Raw genomic sequence first — 16,485 nt, 5'->3', positions numbered from 1 at the left:
AAGGCGAGGCTTCAGGCGTGCCCCGCGGCCAGGCTCAAATGCGCCAGATCAATCCCGATCGATGCCAGGATGCGGTCGTACTTCCGCTCGATGTCGGCGTCGAACAGCAGCTCCGGCGTGGCCGGACAGGTCAGCCAGCCATTCTCGACGATCTCGGTTTCCAGCTGGCCGGCGCCCCAGCCGGAATAGCCGAGCGCCATCAACGCGCGCCGCGGGCCGCGGCCGGACGAGATGGCGCGCAATATGTCGACCGTCGCGGTCAGGCAGATATCGTCGGAGACGGTGAGCGAGGATTCCACCCGGTAGTCGCCCGAGTGCAGGACGAAGCCGCGGCTACGGTCGACGGGGCCGCCATTGCGCACGACGAAGTCGCGAGCCTGCGCCGGCAGCCTGATCGCCTCCTGCTCGTTCATGATGCCGAGCTGCACCAGAAGATCGGGAAACAGCATCTGCTGCGTCTGGTTGATGATCAGGCCCATGGCGCCTTCATCGCTGTGCGCACAGATGTAGATGACCGAGCGCGTGAAGCGATCGTCCTTCATGCCGGGCATGGCAATCAGAAACTGGTCGTCAAGAAAGCCGCGTCCACCGGCCGTCTTTTTGTGGCGCAACAAGTCCATGGACGGGAGCGTAACGCGTTTCCGGGACGCCGAAAAGATGCGCCGCGAGCGATTCGGCCAAAGCCCAACGGTTGGAACAACGGAATCTTGACTGCGAACTTTGCTCGGCCGATTGCTTGAATCCAACTGTTCCTTGCCCGAAGGTCACGCAAATATGATACGCAGAGCGCCATGAAAACATTGCGCGGCCATGAACTGACGATCAAATCAACGCCATGCAAAGCTTGAAAATCCTGCTGCTCGGCGCCGCCATCGGATGCGGAGCAGCTATTCCCGCCGCCGCCTCGTCTTCCGACTGGTACAACAGCGAAGGGGGCAAGGTGCGGCTGGTGACATCAGGCAAGGCCGACGAGGCAGGCCGCATCCATGGCGTGCTCGACATCGCGCTCAAGCCCGGCTGGAAGACCTATTGGCGTGATCCGGGCGACGCCGGCGTGCCGCCGCAGATCGACGTTTCGGCCAGCACCAACATCACCGATGCGGCGTTTTCCTTCCCGCCGCCGCAGCGCCATGACGACGGCTACGGCAAATGGGCCGGCTACAACCATCCGGTCTCGCTGCCGGTGACATTCACTTTGTCGTCGCCTGGGGATGCGGCCGTCATCGATGCCGACATCTTTCTTGGCATCTGCGAGACGATCTGTATTCCGGTGCAGACGCGGCTGAGCGTCGATCCCGCCGCCGATCCCGACAATGCCGAGGACGCGGCGCTGGTGAAGGCTGCACTCGCCACCTTGCCCGCGCCTGCCAAGCCCGATTTCGGGATCAAGGTGCTGCCGGGCGACCATGAGACGCTGATGGTCGAGGCGACTTTTCCCGGAGATCCGGAGGCGGCGGATTTATTCGTCGCCGGGGGACGCGATTATATGTTCGGGGCGCCTGCACGCAGCGAAAAGGACGGCCGGCTGGTATTTACCATTCCGATCCTCGACCGGCCGTCGACGACACCGACCGATGGCGGGTTGTATTACACCCTGACAAGTGCCGAAGGCGCGGTCGAGGGCGTTCTGCCGTTCCCCTGATACCGAACCCGATCCGGGCTTTCCCTTGATCCAGGCCTTGTCGGCGGTTGCGGGAGATGCCCGATTTCGCTATCGCAAGAAACCTTCCCTGCTTTTCACACGAGGACCATCATGACGATTGCCGTTGGCGACAAACTGCCCGATGCGACCTTCAAGGAAATGACCACCGACGGAGCCAAGGTGATCACCTCGGCCGAGATTTTCGCGGGCAAGAAGGTCGTGCTGTTCGGTGTTCCCGGCGCCTTCACGCCGACCTGCAGCAACAATCATCTGCCGGGCTATCTCGAGAACCACGATGCCATCCTGGCCCGCGGCGTCGACACCATCGCCGTCGTGTCGGTCAACGATGTCCATGTCATGGGCGCCTGGGCGAATTTCACCGGCGGTCAAGGCAAGATCCTCTATCTCGCCGACGGCAATGGCGACTTCGCCAAGTCGATCGGCCTCGACTCCGACTATTCCAGCGGCGGCATGGGATTGCGCTCGAAGCGCTTCTCGATGATCGTCGACAACGGCAAGGTCACGGCGCTCAATGTCGAGACCAAGCCAGGAGTCGACACATCGGGTGCCGCTCACATTCTGAGCCAGCTCTAAACCGCAGCGGCCGCGTCGGCTTATGAACGCCATGGCCTGACGACCACGCGCTTCCAGCCGGATTGCCTGCTTTGGGGGACATCGACGATGTTTGACATCATCTGGCGCAGCATTGCGATCGGCATCGGCGCCACGGTGCTGATGGATCTTTGGGCGCTGTTCCTGCATCTGGCGCTCAGCCAGCCGCGGCCGAACTGGGGGCCGCCCGGCCGCTGGGTCTGGCACCTTAGGGAAGGCAAGGTTTTCCACGACGATATCGCCCAAGCCGCACCTTATGCGCATGAGCAGGCGCTGGGCTGGGCTTTCCACTATGTCACCGGCATCGTCTACGGCTTCATCCTGGTGGCGCTGGTGGGCACGGCATGGCTGGACGCGCCGACCTTCCTGCCGGCCTTCATCCTCGGCATGGTCACCATCGGCGCCGGCTGGTTCCTGCTGGCGCCCGGCATGGGCGCCGGCTGGGCTGCCTCAAAGCGCCCCAACGCGATGCAGATCCGCGCCTTCAATGTGATCTCGCACACGGTGTTCGCGCTCGGCCTCTACGGCACGGCCCTGCTGATCCGCTGAGGACAGGTTCTATCCGCTGGTCGCCAGCGGCTTCATCGCGGCTACGGTATCGATGATCTCCTGACATCCGCTTTAGCGCGGCGCCAGACTGTCTATCGGCCGCCATCCGTGGACGACGCGGCGCGTGCCGACATCATAGGCGAAGTAATTGCCGCCGCCGGCCGGCTGATCCGCCGCGCGGCTGATTGCGCGGCCGCTGAGCGAGAGCAGCAAGAGCGTTCCGACGCCGCCATGGCCGACGAAGGCAATGTCGCCGCCGTCGGCAGCACCCAGCACCGTTTCGACCTCGCTGACAATGCGTTGCTGGGCGTCGATGGCCCGTTCCCAGCCGCGAATGCTTTTGTGCGGATTGGCGAAGAACTGGTCGGCGGCCGCCTCGAACTCCGGCGGCGGCAGGAAGCCGGTTGCCGACCGATCGTTCTCATGCATGCGCTCCTTCACCTCGACCGCGAGGCCGAGGTGTTTGCCAAGGATCTCGGCGGTTTCGATCGCCTTGCGCTCGGCCGACGAGACGACACGGCGGATCGATCCGACCCATGGCTGATCGAGCATAGCTGATGCTCGCGCTCGTCCGATCTCGGACAGCCCCCAGTGCGGCACGGGAACGTTGGCATCGATCTGAACCTGGGGATGGGTGATGTAGTATACGATCGGCATGAGTGAGATCCCCTGCCGATAGCTTGAGCTCAATAGCTTTGGGTCGAGCGCCGTGCCCGCGGCGCCGGCTGCTTCTCGGATGCCGCCGGCTTCAGCGCCGCCGCAGGGTTCGGCGCCACAGGTTTTAACGGACTCTTCTTGAACGGCGCCATGCCTTCCCTTGCGAGTTCGTCGGCGCGTTCGTTCTCGGTGTGGCCGGCATGGCCCTTGACCCAGTTCCAGGTCACCTTGTGGCGCCGATTGGCCTCATCCAGCGCCTGCCACAGTTCACCGTTCTTGACCGGCTTCTTGTCAGCGGTCTTCCAGCCGTTTTTCTTCCAGCCGTGGATCCATTTGGAGATACCGTCCATGACATATTTGCTGTCGGTGTGAAGCTCGACGGCGCACGGCTCCTTCAGCGCATTCAGCGCCGAGATGGCGGCCAGCAGCTCCATACGGTTATTGGTCGTCTCGGCCTCGCCGCCCGACAATTCCTTGGTCTTGCCGTTGAAGCGCAGGATGGCGCCCCAGCCGCCGGGACCGGGATTGCCCGAGCAGGCACCGTCGGTGAAGATTTCGACCTGCTTGGTCATGTCAGTCCGTATTCCGAAGGCGACTTGATCGCGCGGTGGAAGCGCATGCGGCGGATATATTCGGTCGGATCGCGCTTCATGACCAGCCCGCCCTCTGGAACCGTCAGCCAGTCATAGAGCCGGGTCAGCATGAAGCGCAGCGCCGAACCGCGCGAAAGCATCGGCAGCGCTGCTTTCTCGCCATCGCTCAAAGGCCGCACGCTCCGATAGCCGGCCAGCAGCGCCGTGCCTTTGGTCAGGTTGAAGGAGAAATCCTTCTCGAAACACCAGGCGTTGAGACAGGTGGCGACGTCATAGGCGTAGAGGTCGTGGCAGGCGAAATAGAAGTCGATGAGGCCGGACAGTTTCTCGCCGAGGAAGAAGACATTGTCGGGAAACAGATCGGCATGGATGATGCCGGCAGGAAGGCCCTGCGGCCAATGGCGTTCGAAATCCGCGAAATCGGCGTCGACCTCGGCCGCCAGTCCCGGCTCGACCTCGTCGGCTCGGTCGCGCGAGGCGTTCCACAATTTGCGCCAGCCCTCGATGGCCAGTGCGTTGTCACGCGTCATCGCAAAATCCTGCCCGGCCAAATGCAGGGCGGCGAGCGCCTTGCCGACCTCGGCGCAATGCGCCGCTGTCGGCCGCCGCAGCGACAGGCCTTCGAGGAAGGTGATGATGACCGCGGGACGGCCGGCCAGCGTGCCGATGACGGTGCCGTCATGCGCGGTCACCGGCAGCGGGCAGGAAATGCCTTTGCGGGCGAGATGGCCCATCAGGCCGAGGAAGAACGGCAGGTCGGCCTTGTCGACGCGCTTCTCGTAGAGCGTCAGTATGTAAGAGCCGCTTGAGGTGTGCAGCAGGAAATTCGAATTCTCCGTGCCTTCGGCGATACCCTTGTAGGACAAGAGTTCGCCGACAGGATATGCCCTCAGGAACGCGCCGAGTTCGCCCTCATTGACGTCGGTGTAGACCGCCATGGGCTCTTCACGCGGCTCCGTTGACGAAGGCCATGTCGGCCCGCGTCAGTTCGACATCGCGCAGAACCCGCATGACTGGAAAATCCTCCGTTTCGGTGGCCGTGATCGCCAGGTCGATGGTCACCTCGAAGCGCTGGCGGAAGGCGTCGATGATCTCGTCGACGATGATCTCCGGCGCCGACGCGCCGGCAGACAGGCCGAGCGTCGAGATGTTTGTGAAGTCATTCCACGGAATTTCGGCGGCGCGCTGTACGAGAAGCGACATGGTGGCGCCGGCGCGCTCCGCCACTTCGACAAGACGGCGCGAATTGGAGGAATTGGGCGCACCGACGATCAGATAGAGATCGGCGCCGGCGGCGGTTTCCTTGACCGCTTCCTGGCGGTTGGTGGTGGCGTAGCAGATCGATTCGGCGGCCGGTGCATGCAGTTGCGGGAAGCGCTCCTGCAGCACCCGCAATATGCCGGCAGTGTCTTCGACCGACAACGTTGTCTGGCTTACGAAGCCGAGCGCTTCCGGGTCGGCGGGGGCAAAGGTCCCAGCGTCGGCTTCGGTCTCGATCAGCGTGACGGCGCCTTCAGCCAGTTGGCCCATGGTGCCGATCACTTCGGGATGGCCGGCATGGCCGATCAGAAGCACATGGCGGCCGAGCCGCTGATGGCGCATCGCCTGCTTGTGCACCTTGGACACCAGCGGGCAGGTGGCGTCGAGATAGAAGAGCTCGCGTGCCTTGGCGTCGGCCGGCACCGATTTCGGCACGCCGTGGGCTGAGAAGACAACCGGCGACTTGCGGTGCTCGGCCGGGATTTCCGAGAGTTCCTCGATGAAAACCGCGCCAAGGCTTTGCAGGCCCTCGACGACATAGCGGTTGTGCACGATCTCGTGGCGGACATAGACCGGCGCGCCGTATTTCTTCAACGCCAGCACGACGATCTGGATCGCGCGGTCGACACCGGCGCAAAAGCCGCGCGGCTGGCAGAGCCGGATCGTCAGCGGCGGTTTTGTGGCGGTCTGCAGCATGATTCCAGATCGGTTGATCGTATCGTTTGGCGAAATGAGGTGTGCACCCCTGCCCTGTCAAGGGCAGTTGGATCAGGTTGAATGGTCAACCTGATCTAACTCTTTGTTGGAGCATGATCTTGTCCGAAACCGGTTCCCACTTTTCGGGATCATGCTCTGGATCATTCAGTCTTTGCCGGACGGCGCAGCCTGATGATCAGAACCGCGGCAAGAGCCGCCGCCAGGCCATACCAGGTGAAGGCATATTGCAGATGAGAATTCGGCAGGTCGATGATGGTGACGCCGCCGACCGGCAGCCCGCCCGGGTTCGGCGTCTTGTCGGCGTCGATGAAGATCGGCACCAGCACGGCACCGGCCGGCAGGCCGGCACTCGCCGCCATGACGTCACGATCCTTCCAATAGAAGATGTTCTTGGCCACGTCATTGTCGGGCAGCATCATCGACGGCTTGGCCGGCAGCGGGTTGCGCGCCAGGCCGGTGACCGTGACCTTGCCGGTCACCTGCCCTTGCGGGCGCTTGGCGGCATCCTTGACATCATAGGGAACGAAGCCGCGGTTGATCAGGACATAGCGGCCATCGTCGAGGGCCAGCGGGGTATAGACGTTGAAGCCGGCGTCGCCGTCCCATGTGGCGTAGAAATGCCGCTCGCCGGAGTGCAGGAACGTCCCGCTGACGGTGACCGGCGTGTAGTCGACATCACCGGTGGCGGCGAATTCCTTCTCGACGTCCGCCAGCGGCTGCGGCGCTGAATGGGTGCGCTGGTCGATGGTCTGCAGAAGGGCTTCCTTCCAGTACAGGCGCTGCACCTGCCATGTGCCAAGCCCGAGCAGGATGACGAACACCACCAGGCCGAGGCCGAGCAGCAATGCCGTCTTCGGCCGCGAGCGGCCGGCGGGCTTGGTCAGCGCCTCGCTCATTGCCCCTGGTCCAGGCGGCCTTCGGCCGCCTTGTTGGCGTATTGAAGCGTCAGCAGCACCCCCTTGATCAACCTCAGCGCCGTCAGGCACAGTCCCACGGCCAGCGGTATCCAGATGATGAAATGCAGCCAGAGCGGCGGGCTCAGCGTGACCTCCACCCACAGCGCCAGCCCCACGACGATGAAGCCGATGATCAGGATGACGAACACCGCCGGGCCGTCGCCGGCATCGGCGTAGAATAGTCGAGGCCGCAATTGTTGCAGCGCTTGCCGACGGTGAGGAAGCCGGAAAACAGCCGTCCTTCGCCGCAGCGCGGGCAGCGTCCGTGCAGGCCGGCCGAGATCGGCTCGATGGGTGGCCAGATCGCCCTATCTTCACTCATGGATAGTCATGCTTTACGGCTCGATTTCGATCAGCGTTCCATCCGGCACCATAGTCCAGATTTGGTCCATGTCGCAGTCGGTAACCCCAATGCAGCCATCGGTCCAGTCGACCAATTGAAGCAGCCAGCCCGACCAGCCGAATCCGTTGGCCATTGATGGGCGCCGAAAAGACGAAAGGCGACCGCGTTGCCGCGACCGCCCTTCTGATTTGTCGGTTCGGTGAAAGCCGTCAGTGGCCTTCGATCACCGCGCCGACCGATCCCCAGACGTAGATCGATGCGAACAGGAACAGCCAGACCACGTCGACGAAGTGCCAGTACCAAGCAGCCGCCTCGAAGCCGAAATGCTGCTTGGGCGTGAAGTCGCCTTTCCAGGCGCGGATCAGGCAGACCAGCAGGAAGATGGTGCCGATGATGACGTGGAAGCCATGGAAGCCGGTCGCCATGAAGAAGGTCGCGCCGTAGATGGAATCCTTGAAGCCGAACGGAGCGTGCATGTACTCGTAGGCCTGCACCATGGTGAACAGCATGCCGAGGCCGACGGTCAGCACCAGGCCGTTGATCAGGCCCTTGCGGTCGCCATGGATGAGCGAATGGTGCGCCCATGTCACCGTGGTGCCCGACAGAAGCAGGATGATGGTGTTGTAGAGCGGCAGATGGAAGGGATCGAGGACTTCGAGACCCTTCGGCGGCCAGACGCCACCAGTGAAAGCGGTGCGGGCGTAATTCTGCACTTCGCTCGGAAACAGGCTGGCATCGAAATAGGCCCAGAACCAGGCAACGAAGAACATCACTTCCGAAGCGATGAACATGATCATGCCGTAGCGCAGATGCAGCGACACGACGCGCGTGTGGTGGCCCTCATGCGCTTCCTTGATGGTGTCCGACCACCAGGCAAACATCGTGTAGAGGACGATGACCAGGCCGATGAAGAACAGCCATGGATTGGCGATGTTGTGGCCGAAAATTGGAAAATCGCCGTTCTTGAGATACTGCATCAGGGCGACGCCGCCGACTGCAGTCACCAGTGCGCCGATCGACCCCAGGAAGGGCCACGGGCTCGGGTTGACGAGATGGTAGTCGTGTTGTGGTTTTGCGTGCGCGTCTGCCATATCAACCCCCGAGATTTGCTTCGGTATCTGAAACTTTGCTGCTGCTGTTCGGCGTCGATGACGCCACCGGCTTGTTCTTTTGGACCGGGAACATCGTGTAGGACAGGGTGATCGTCTTCAAGTCCTTCAGTTCCGGCACGTTGACGATATCGGGATCCACATAGAACACGACTGGCATGTCCAGCGTCTCGCCGGGCTTCAGCGTCGTGTCGGTGAAGCAGAAACACTCGACCTTGTTGAAGTAGGGGCCCGCCAGTTCCGGCTGCACGTTGAAGGTGGCGCGGCCGGTAACGGCGCGGTCGAGCTTGTTGGTGGCGCTGTAATGCGCCTGCGTGGTCTCGCCGATCTTGATGGTGACCGAACGGGCGACCGGCTGGAACTGCCACGGAATGCCGTTGGTGTTGGCGTCGAAGCGCACGGTGATGTCACGGTCGAGGATGCGGCCGGCATATTGCTTTTCGGCGCGCTGCGTGGTGCCGCCATAGCCGGTGGCCTGGCAGAACATCTTGTAGAGCGGCACCGCGGCGTAGGCCATGCCGATCATGCCGCCGAAGAAGGCGACGCAGACGGCGGCGACGACGCGGTTGGTGTTCTTCTTCCTGGGATCGGTCACGGTCTGGCGGGTCATCATCGGCCTCATCCGGTATGGCCGAATTTCACGATGGTCGCGACGTAGAAGATGACGACCAGAATCGCCAGCGCGACGCCGATCGCCGCCGAACGGTTGCGCCGCGCCTTCTTCTGGCTTTCGGTCAGCGTGACCAGTTCAAGCTTCTTGTCGATCATAGTCATGCTCCACCGATGGCCAAAGCGCGACCGACGACACAGTCGGCAAGATAGATGGCGAAGATGGCGAAGAGGTAGAGCAGCGAATAGGCGAACAGAGCCTTGGCCGGCTTCATGACGCGGTCGCTATCGGTCATGCACAGCACTTTCCAGGCATACCAGACGAAGCCGGCGCCGAGAGCCACTGATGCGACGCCATAGAAGGCGGTAGTGAAACCGAGCACCCAGGGCAGCACGCCGATCGGCGCCAGGATCAGGGCGTAGGCAAAGATCTGGCGGCGGGTCGAGGCCTGGCCGGCAACGTTCGGCATCATCGGGATGCCGGCCTTGGCGTAGTCGTCGGACTTGAACAGCGCCAGCGCCCAGAAGTGCGGCGGCGTCCACAGGAAGATGATCAGGAACAGGACGAGGCTTTCCAGGCTCACCGTTCCGGTCACCGCGGCCCAGCCGATGACCGGCGGGATGGCGCCGGCGGCGCCGCCGATGACGATGTTCTGCGGCGTCGAGCGCTTCAGCCACATCGTGTAGACGACGGCGTAGAAGAAGATGGTGAAGGCAAGCAGCGCCGCCGACAGCCAGTTGACCAGCACGCCCAGGGTCATCACCGACAGCACCGAAAGCACAAGGCCGAAGCTCAGGGCTTCGCCGGGCAGGATGCGGCCGGACGGTACCGGGCGGCCGGCGGTCCGGCTCATCACCGCATCGATGTCGGCGTCGTACCACATGTTGAGCGCACCCGAGGCGCCGGCGCCGATGGCAATGGCCAGGATGGCGATCACCGCCAGCAGCGGGTTGATGGTCACGGGCGCAGCGACCATGCCGACAAAGGCCGTGAACACCACCAGCGACATGACGCGCGGCTTCAGCAGGGCGAAGAAATCGCCCGACGTGGCTTCCGACATGCGAAAGCCCGCTTCGTCAATCATTGGGTCGTCGACAAGGGCCATGCGTACATAAGTCCAATCATTCCGTTGGCCGAAAACCGCCGGCGGGCCGGCGGTTTCGTATTCGGGCTGCCTTACTTGATCTTCGGCAGCTGTTCCCACTGGTGGAAAGGCGGCGGCGAAGGCAGCTGCCATTCGAGCGTCGTTGCACCCTCGCCCCACGGGTTGGCGCCGGCGACGCGCTTCTTCTGGAAGGCCTCGAACACGCCATAGAGGAAGATCACCACGCCGACGGCCGATATATAGGAGCCGTAGGACGACACCATGTTCCAGCCGGCGAACGCGTCGGGATAGTCGATGGTGCGGCGCGGCATGCCGGCCAGGCCGAGGAAATGCTGCGGGAAGAAGATCAAATTGACGCCGACGAAGGTGACCCAGAAGTGGGTGTTGGCGATCACCGGCGAGTACATGTAGCCGGTCATCTTGGGGAACCAGTAGTACCAGCCGGCGAAGATGGCGAAGACCGCACCCAGCGACAGCACATAGTGGAAGTGGGCAATGACGAAATAGGTGTCATGCAGCGAGCGGTCGAGGCCGGCGTTGGCGAGCTGGACGCCGGTGACGCCGCCGACCGTGAACAGGAAGATGAAGCCCAGCGCCCACAGCATCGGCGTCTTGAACGAGATCGAGCCGCCCCACATCGTCGCGATCCAGGAGAAGATCTTCACGCCTGTCGGCACGGCGATGACCATGGTGGCGAAGACGAAGTAGCGCTGCGTGTCGAGCGACAGGCCGGTCGTGTACATGTGGTGCGCCCAGACGATGAAGCCGACGGCGCCGATCGCGACCATGGCGTAGGCCATGCCGAGATAGCCGAACACCGGCTTCTTCGAGAAGGTCGAGACGATGTGGCTGATGATGCCGAAGCCCGGCAGGATCAGGATGTACACTTCGGGGTGACCGAAGAACCAGAACAGATGCTGGAACAGGATCGGATCGCCGCCGCCATCCGGGGCGAAGAAGGTGGTGCCGAAATTGCGGTCGGTAAGCAGCATGGTGATGCCACCGGCCAGAACCGGAAGCGACAAGAGCAGCAGGAAGGCGGTGATCAGAACCGACCAGGCAAACAGCGGCATCTTGTGCAGCGTCATGCCCGGCGCGCGCATGTTGAAAATGGTGGTGATGAAGTTGATGGCGCCGAGGATCGAGGACGCGCCGGCAATGTGGATCGACAGGATCGCCAGATCCATGGCCGGCCCGGGCTGGCCGGAGGTCGACAGCGGCGGATAGAGCGTCCAGCCGCCGCCAACGCCATAGGCGCCGGGCGCGCTCGGCATGAAAGCCGAAGCGATGAGCAGCAGGAAGGCCGGCGGCAGCAGCCAGAACGAGATGTTGTTCATGCGCGGGAAGGCCATGTCAGGCGCGCCGATCATGATCGGCACCATCCAGTTGGCGAAGCCGCCGATCAGCGCCGGCATGACCATGAAGAAGATCATGATCAGCGCGTGCGCGGTGCCGAAGGCGTTGTACATGCTCTTGCCGCCGTCGATGGCGGCATCGCCGTTCATGCCATAGACCATCTGCGCCAGACCGGTGAAGATCTGGATGCCCGGCTCCTGCAACTCCATGCGGATGACGACCGAAAGCGCGCCGCCGACGATGCCCGCGAAGATCGCGAAGATCAGGTAGAGCGTGCCGATGTCCTTGTGGTTGGTGGAGTACACCCACCGGACCCAGCCATGATAGGGCTTGTGGTCGTGGTCGTCGTGAGCTGCAGCTTCTGCCATGGTCGGCTCCGTTCCCTAATTCTTGCTAACCCGCGGCATCAATTGCCGGCGGCCGCTACCTTGTTGGTACCGTCGACCTCGGCCATCAGCGCCTTGTTGGCGCCGGGGAGGTCGGTCTTGGCTGCTGCCAGCCAGGTCTTGTACTGCGCATCGGATACGACGCGGACGGCGATCGGCATGAAGGCATGGTCCTTGCCGCAGAGCTGCGAGCACTGGCCGTAATAGATGCCTTCCTTTTCCGCCTTGAACCACGTCTCGTTGGTGCGGCCGGGAACCGCGTCCATCTTGATGCCGAAGGCCGGAACGGCAAAGGAATGGATCACGTCGGCTGCGGTAACCAGGACGCGCGTCATGGTGTTGACCGGCACGACCAGCTCGTTGTCGACCGCCAGCAGGCGCGGATAGACCTTGCGGTCTTCCTTGCCGATCGCGGCGCGGTCGGCGTCCTGCAGGATGGCCGAGTTGAAGGAGAGCGTGTTCTCGGTCTGGTACTCATAGTCCCAGTTCCACTGATTGCCCGTTACCTTGACGGTCAGCTTGGCCTCTTCCGGCGGCGTGTACTGCGCCGTCAGCAGCTGGAACGAGGGAATGGCGATGAACAGCAGGACGACGACCGGCCCGACTGTCCAGATGATCTCGATCAGCGTGTTGTGGCTGGTCTTGGACGGAACCGGGTTTTTGCTGGCGCGGAACCTGAAGATGCACCAGGCGAGAAGCGCCAGAACCAAAGCAGTGATCGGGACGACGAACCACATCGTGTAGTTCCCGAACCACTCGATCTGCCGCATCATGTCTGTCGCCGGCGGCTGAAAAGTCATCTCCCACGGCTGCGGCTGGGCCGCATGGGCGGAGGCACCGGCGAAAAATGCGGCGGCGGCGCCTGCCGTTGCCATCAATTTGGCGCTTGCTGGGAATTTTCTCATCGCCCTCTTCATCTCCCGGTTCCTCGCGATCGCGACGCAAGAATATCGAACAATGCCGGGATGGGAATCCCGGACAGTCCCAAGGGTGGTTCAAACCATACTCTATTTCCCTCCGCAAGAAAGGAGCGGGCGAAACCGTGCGGCATTTTTGCGCGCAAGTGCTGCCGCGCTGTTTCGACGGCCTCGTGGCCCGCGCGGGTCGTCGACAGACAGGCTATGCGGGCTTGTGTCCGGAATGCGCCCGACGGTCGCAATTCGGGCGAATTTGCTAGGGAAAAGCGCATTATTGCGCCTGCCGGGGCTGACCGGCGGTCGCCCTATCCTTTACTTGGCCTTGGCGCGGCTTAAAGTGCCGTGATTCGCAATGGAGCCGTCATGACCTCTTGGCTTTCGAGAAACGCCTGGCATTCGAAGAGCGCCTGGCATTCGAAAAGCGCTTGGCTTTCGAGAAGCGGGGCGAAGGTCGTTTTTCTCGCCGCCCTGATCGGTATCGGCTCGTCCGCAACCGGCGTCGCCAATGCAGCGCAGCCCAGCGGCACGGTCAAGTCAACGCATGGCGCGTGGTCGATCATCTGCGACACGCCGGCCGGCGCCACCTCGGAACAATGCGTGATGATGCAGAACGTCGTTGCCGAGGATCGCCCGGAAATGGGACTGTCCGTCGTCGTCCTGCGCACCGCCGACAACAAGGCCGAGATCCTGCGCGTGCTGGCCCCGCTCGGCGTTCTGCTGCCCAATGGCCTGGGCCTCAATGTCGACGGCAAGGATATTGGCCGCGCCTATTTCGTGCGCTGCTTCCAAGACGGCTGCTATGCCGAGGTCATTCTCGAAAAGCAGCTGCTCGATACGCTGAAGACCGGGACGTCGGCCACCTTCATCGTCTTCCAGACGCCGGAAGAAGGCATCGGCATCCCCGTCGACCTCAAGGGCTTCGCCGACGGTTTTGCCGCCCTGCCCTGAGCTTGATGCTTGCGAAACCGTCTTTCCTCACAATTCCCACGGGTTTGATCTTTGGCTGTGGGGGTCATCATGCGTGCTTGTTCTTTGCTTTTGTCGACCGGTCTAATCCTGACCGGCGCCGTTTCCGTCGCCTTTGCCGAGGATTCCGAAATCATCACGGCGCCCGATCCGGCCGTCATTTTCGAGCTTGCGAAAGGCTATGGCTCGGCCAAGATGGACAAGGACGACGGGGCGATCCGATGGTCTCGGGCCGGCTTCAGGGCATGAAATATGTCATCTACTTCTATGGCTGCGAAAACCATGAGAAGTGCAAGTCGATCCAGTTCTCCTCGGGCTATACCAACCCCTTCACGGCCGACCAGGCCAATGAATGGAACAAGAAATATCGCTGGGTGAAGGCCTTTTCGGGTGACGGGTCGAACTTCAAGATGGATGTCATGTTCAGGGGCGGGGTTACCCGCTCCACCTGCTGCGGATCGTCATTGCGGATTGTGCAGGCGCGTCTTCGCGCCTACATCGTGGCAACACCATTCCTCCTGTGAGCGGACCTGCCATGAACAGCCTGACCGGCCAATTCGACATTTCAGATGATCGCATCAAGCGGATCGTCGCCGACACACTGAACGGCGCCGATGACGGCGAACTGTTCCTCGAATACAGCGAGAGCGAAGCGCTGATGTTCGACAATGGCAGGCTGAAGACCGCCAATTTCAACACCGACCAGGGTTTTGGCCTGCGCGCCGTGGCCGGCGAGGCCAGCGGCTACGCTCATTCCAGCGATCTTTCGGAGGCGTCGCTGCTGCGCGCCGCCGACGCCGTCTCGACAGTCAGGGGCGGCTATTCCGGCACGCTTGCCGCGGCACCCGCGCGCACCAACCGCTATCTCTATGGCGAGGAGAACCCGATCCCCTCGCCCTCCTTCGAGGTCAAGGCCAAGCTGTTGCAGGAAATCGACGCATGGCTGCGCGCCGAGGACCCGCGCGTGCGCCAGGTGACGGCCTCGCTCGCGGCGTCCTGGCAGCATGTCGAGATCGTGCGCGCCGACGGCCAGATCGTGCGCGACATCCGCCCGCTGGTCCGCATCAACGTTTCCGTCGTCGTCGGCGACGGCGACCGCCAGGAAAGCGGCTCCTATGGCATGGGCGGGCGCAAGGCGTTCGGCGAGTTCCTGGTCGAGGACGCCTGGAAGCATGCGGCCAGGGAGGCGCTCAGGCAGGCGCTGGTCAATCTCGAAGCCATTCCCGCGCCGGCCGGAACGTTCGACATCGTTTTGTCCAGCGGCTGGCCAGGCGTGATGCTGCACGAAGCCGTCGGCCATGGGCTGGAGGGCGACTTCAACCGCAAGAAGACCTCCGCCTTTGCCGGCCTGCTCGGCCAGCAGGTCGCCGCCAAGGGCGTTACCGTGGTCGATGACGGCACCATGCCGGAGCGGCGGGGTTCGCTGACCGTCGACGATGAAGGCACGCCTTCGGCCCGCAATGTGCTGATCGAGGACGGCAAGCTTGTCGGCTACATGCAGGACCGCCAGAACGCCCGGCTGATGGGCATGAAAGCCACGGGAAACGGCCGGCGCGAAGGCTATGCGCACCAGCCGATGCCGCGCATGACCAACACCTATATGACGGCGGGCGACATGGAGCCGGATGAGATCATCGCCTCGGTCAAGAACGGCATCTATGCCGTATCCTTCGGCGGCGGCCAGGTCGACATCACCTCAGGCAAGTTCGTGTTCGGCTGCACCGAGGCCTACATGATCGAAAACGGCAAGGTGACGCAGCCGATCAAGGGCGCCATGCTGATCGGCAACGGACCGGACGCCATGCACCGTGTGTCGATGATCGGCAACGACATGAAACTCGACACCGGCATCGGCATGTGCGGCAAGGCCGGACAAGGCGTGCCGGTCGGCGTCGGCCAGCCGCATCTCAGGATGAACCAGATGACGGTCGGCGGCACCAGGGTTTGAGCGAGGAGACGTCGGCGGGCTTGAATAGTTCCCCTCACAGGGATATCTTACCTTTGTCTTACACAAGGGTAATACCGCAATGGGTGCAATAGAAAAGCTTATAACGACCGTCTCGACCAAGGGACAAGTCATCCTGCCCAGCGCTATCCGCAAACGGAGGGACTGGGGCGCGGGCACGCGCCTGCAGGTCGAAGACACACCGGACGGTGTACTTTTGAGACCGGCGCCTGCCTTTGCCCCGACACGACCAGAAGATGTCTTTGGTGTCCTGCCGCACAGTGGCAGACCGAAGACCTTGGAGGAGATGGACGCGGCCGTCCTTGCTGAAGCACGGCGGCGCCATGCTCGCGATTGATACCAACGTTGTCGTCAGGTATCTGACGAACGACGATCCCGAGCAGTCCCCGCGAGCCCGGCGGCTGATCGACGGTCAGCCCGTTTTCGTCGCCGTCACGGTGATCCTGGAGGCTGAGTGGGTGCTGCGCAGCGGCTATGGTTATGATCAGGCCTCGATCGTCAATGCACTGCGGGTGTTCGGCGGGCTTCCCACTATCGAGATAGAGGATGCTGCGATGGTCTCTTCCGCGGTCGATCTAGCCGAGACGGGAATGGATTTCGCCGATGCGCTCCATCTGGGCAAGTCCTCGCACTGCTCAGCATTTGTGTCCTTCGACCGTAAGTTCATCAAGGCCGCACAAGCGGCCGGGTACGAAAGCGTTCGCGAAGGCTAGTTTGCCAGCCGGCTACGTCTTGCGGTGG

General features: G+C 62.7%; 22 protein-coding genes and 1 pseudogene. 9 read left to right on the top strand and 14 right to left on the bottom strand.

What is annotated here, in order from left to right:
• Positions 1–11 precede the first annotated feature (11 nt).
• Positions 12–620, bottom strand: coding sequence for a YqgE/AlgH family protein (locus tag ACYG9V_RS11660; protein WP_352763054.1), 609 nt, complete (start codon positions 618–620; stop codon positions 12–14).
• 215 nt (positions 621–835) lie between these two features.
• Here ACYG9V_RS11660 and ACYG9V_RS11655 point away from each other — a divergent pair, with 215 nt between their 5' ends.
• From ACYG9V_RS11655 to ACYG9V_RS11645, 3 genes are all read left to right on the top strand, one after another.
• Entirely contained in the window at positions 836–1,642 is an 807-nt protein-coding gene (locus ACYG9V_RS11655; RefSeq protein WP_352763055.1) for a protein-disulfide reductase DsbD domain-containing protein, read from the top strand.
• Between the two features lie 111 nt (positions 1,643–1,753).
• Positions 1,754–2,236 (top strand): peroxiredoxin, encoded by a 483-nt coding sequence (locus ACYG9V_RS11650; protein ID WP_352463266.1) that lies wholly within the window; start codon positions 1,754–1,756, stop codon positions 2,234–2,236.
• A gap of 87 nt (positions 2,237–2,323) precedes the next feature.
• A complete protein-coding gene (locus ACYG9V_RS11645) occupies positions 2,324–2,803 on the top strand; it encodes a DUF2938 domain-containing protein (protein ID WP_023687155.1) in 480 nt (159 codons plus the stop codon).
• A 72-nt stretch (positions 2,804–2,875) separates the two neighbouring features.
• Here the strand turns inward: ACYG9V_RS11645 and ACYG9V_RS11640 are convergent, their stop codons facing one another.
• The 13 genes and pseudogenes from ACYG9V_RS11640 to coxB form a co-directional block, all read right to left on the bottom strand.
• The gene (locus ACYG9V_RS11640; RefSeq protein ID WP_352667506.1) at positions 2,876–3,460 is read right to left on the bottom strand and encodes a histidine phosphatase family protein; all 585 of its coding nucleotides are present in this window, start codon (positions 3,458–3,460) and stop codon (positions 2,876–2,878) included.
• Positions 3,461–3,489: 29 nt separating this feature from the next.
• Complete coding sequence (rnhA, locus tag ACYG9V_RS11635) at positions 3,490–4,032, bottom strand: ribonuclease HI (protein WP_352667509.1); 543 nt, start codon at positions 4,030–4,032, stop codon at positions 3,490–3,492.
• Positions 4,029–4,991, bottom strand: a complete 963-nt coding sequence (locus ACYG9V_RS11630; protein ID WP_352763056.1) for a homoserine kinase — start codon at positions 4,989–4,991, stop codon at positions 4,029–4,031. Before ACYG9V_RS11630 ends, rnhA begins: the two co-directional genes overlap by 4 nt.
• Positions 4,992–4,998: 7 nt before the next feature.
• Complete coding sequence (gene ispH / locus ACYG9V_RS11625) at positions 4,999–6,009, bottom strand: 4-hydroxy-3-methylbut-2-enyl diphosphate reductase (RefSeq protein WP_352763058.1); 1,011 nt, start codon at positions 6,007–6,009, stop codon at positions 4,999–5,001.
• A 161-nt stretch (positions 6,010–6,170) separates the two neighbouring features.
• Positions 6,171–6,926: an SURF1 family protein gene (locus tag ACYG9V_RS11620; RefSeq protein WP_023692072.1), complete on the bottom strand. Its 756-nt coding sequence runs from the start codon at positions 6,924–6,926 to the stop codon at positions 6,171–6,173.
• Positions 6,923–7,308: pseudogene (locus tag ACYG9V_RS11615) on the bottom strand (DUF983 domain-containing protein). The gene ACYG9V_RS11620 and the pseudogene ACYG9V_RS11615 overlap by 4 nt, the downstream one beginning before the upstream one ends.
• A 13-nt stretch (positions 7,309–7,321) precedes the next feature.
• Positions 7,322–7,462 carry a L,D-transpeptidase family protein gene (locus tag ACYG9V_RS11610; RefSeq protein ID WP_023732093.1) on the bottom strand — a complete coding sequence of 47 codons (141 nt, stop codon included), beginning with the start codon at positions 7,460–7,462 and terminating at the stop codon, positions 7,322–7,324.
• Between the two features lie 76 nt (positions 7,463–7,538).
• On the bottom strand, positions 7,539–8,420 hold the full coding sequence (locus ACYG9V_RS11605) for a cytochrome c oxidase subunit 3 (protein WP_023668416.1): 882 nt from the start codon (positions 8,418–8,420) through the stop codon (positions 7,539–7,541).
• 1 nt (position 8,421) lies between these two features.
• Positions 8,422–9,048: a cytochrome c oxidase assembly protein gene (locus tag ACYG9V_RS11600; RefSeq protein WP_023687150.1), complete on the bottom strand. Its 627-nt coding sequence runs from the start codon at positions 9,046–9,048 to the stop codon at positions 8,422–8,424.
• Positions 9,049–9,056: 8 nt separating this feature from the next.
• A complete protein-coding gene (locus ACYG9V_RS11595; RefSeq protein WP_023698516.1) occupies positions 9,057–9,206 on the bottom strand; it encodes a hypothetical protein in 150 nt (49 codons plus the stop codon).
• A 2-nt stretch (positions 9,207–9,208) separates the two neighbouring features.
• Positions 9,209–10,153 carry a heme o synthase gene (locus ACYG9V_RS11590; protein WP_023668419.1) on the bottom strand — a complete coding sequence of 315 codons (945 nt, stop codon included), beginning with the start codon at positions 10,151–10,153 and terminating at the stop codon, positions 9,209–9,211.
• Between the two features lie 71 nt (positions 10,154–10,224).
• Positions 10,225–11,877, bottom strand: coding sequence for a cytochrome c oxidase subunit I (gene ctaD / locus ACYG9V_RS11585; protein WP_023668420.1), 1,653 nt, complete (start codon positions 11,875–11,877; stop codon positions 10,225–10,227).
• Between the two features lie 38 nt (positions 11,878–11,915).
• A complete protein-coding gene (coxB, locus tag ACYG9V_RS11580; protein WP_050485823.1) occupies positions 11,916–12,812 on the bottom strand; it encodes a cytochrome c oxidase subunit II in 897 nt (298 codons plus the stop codon).
• A gap of 363 nt (positions 12,813–13,175) precedes the next feature.
• Here coxB and ACYG9V_RS11575 point away from each other — a divergent pair, with 363 nt between their 5' ends.
• From ACYG9V_RS11575 to ACYG9V_RS11550, 6 genes are all read left to right on the top strand, one after another.
• Complete coding sequence (locus tag ACYG9V_RS11575; RefSeq protein WP_023754099.1) at positions 13,176–13,760, top strand: invasion associated locus B family protein; 585 nt, start codon at positions 13,176–13,178, stop codon at positions 13,758–13,760.
• A 69-nt stretch (positions 13,761–13,829) separates the two neighbouring features.
• A complete protein-coding gene (locus ACYG9V_RS11570; protein ID WP_155923284.1) occupies positions 13,830–14,027 on the top strand; it encodes a hypothetical protein in 198 nt (65 codons plus the stop codon).
• A complete protein-coding gene (locus tag ACYG9V_RS11565) occupies positions 14,024–14,302 on the top strand; it encodes a YbjN domain-containing protein (protein WP_198037284.1) in 279 nt (92 codons plus the stop codon). Before ACYG9V_RS11570 ends, ACYG9V_RS11565 begins: the two co-directional genes overlap by 4 nt.
• Before the next feature lie 11 nt (positions 14,303–14,313).
• Positions 14,314–15,726, top strand: a complete 1,413-nt coding sequence (tldD, locus tag ACYG9V_RS11560; RefSeq protein WP_352500432.1) for a metalloprotease TldD — start codon at positions 14,314–14,316, stop codon at positions 15,724–15,726.
• A 79-nt stretch (positions 15,727–15,805) separates the two neighbouring features.
• Positions 15,806–16,081, top strand: a complete 276-nt coding sequence (locus ACYG9V_RS11555) for an AbrB/MazE/SpoVT family DNA-binding domain-containing protein (protein ID WP_081725433.1) — start codon at positions 15,806–15,808, stop codon at positions 16,079–16,081.
• Positions 16,068–16,457: a type II toxin-antitoxin system VapC family toxin gene (locus ACYG9V_RS11550; RefSeq protein ID WP_023709873.1), complete on the top strand. Its 390-nt coding sequence runs from the start codon at positions 16,068–16,070 to the stop codon at positions 16,455–16,457. Before ACYG9V_RS11555 ends, ACYG9V_RS11550 begins: the two co-directional genes overlap by 14 nt.
• Positions 16,458–16,485 lie beyond the last annotated feature (28 nt).

The sequence above is a fragment of the Mesorhizobium sp. W016 genome (genome assembly GCF_054719485.1).
The sequence above is the reverse complement of the archived record's forward strand: the minus strand, read 5'-3'. Positions and strand labels throughout refer to the sequence as shown.